General features: G+C 50.8%; 1 protein-coding gene and 1 pseudogene. Both read right to left on the bottom strand.

All coding sequences use genetic code 11. The annotated features are described in order from the left end of the window. On the bottom strand, window positions 1–141 hold a 141-nt coding region (locus ABR397_RS23535), incomplete at its 3' end, for a PAAR domain-containing protein (protein ID WP_350307813.1). 152 nt (window positions 142–293) lie between these two features. Then, window positions 294–360 (bottom strand): annotated as a pseudogene (locus ABR397_RS23540) (RNA-guided endonuclease InsQ/TnpB family protein); the annotation flags it as partial.

A 360-nucleotide genomic window follows, 5' to 3' on the forward strand; every position in this document is an offset into this window, starting at 1 on the left:
ACCGGAATGTTTACCACAGGTGACGTGATCCCCTTCACGCGCGGTTGCTCGCCCGTTAAATGTGATGGTCTGGTCACCGGTGATGATAACGCCACCACAGGTCGTTTTATCACCAACGAGCAGATAATAGCCTTTCGCCATTCTATTGATTTCCCCATTGGTTTACAGTGCGAAGAGTGGGTCTAACTGAAATGGTCATCATATCCTTACCACTTATAGGTTAATAGATAATCAATAGTGCAATGAGTTTTACGTGACTGCTCCCCGCCCTGTCGGGCGAGGCTTCCCACTTCCTAGGCCGCAACCGTCTGTGTGACGGATTTACACTGGCCTCCATGGGCAGAAACGACGAGTCCCGCC

Source organism: Photorhabdus viridis (assembly GCF_040256935.1).
GTDB classification, from domain to species: domain Bacteria; phylum Pseudomonadota; class Gammaproteobacteria; order Enterobacterales; family Enterobacteriaceae; genus Photorhabdus; species Photorhabdus viridis.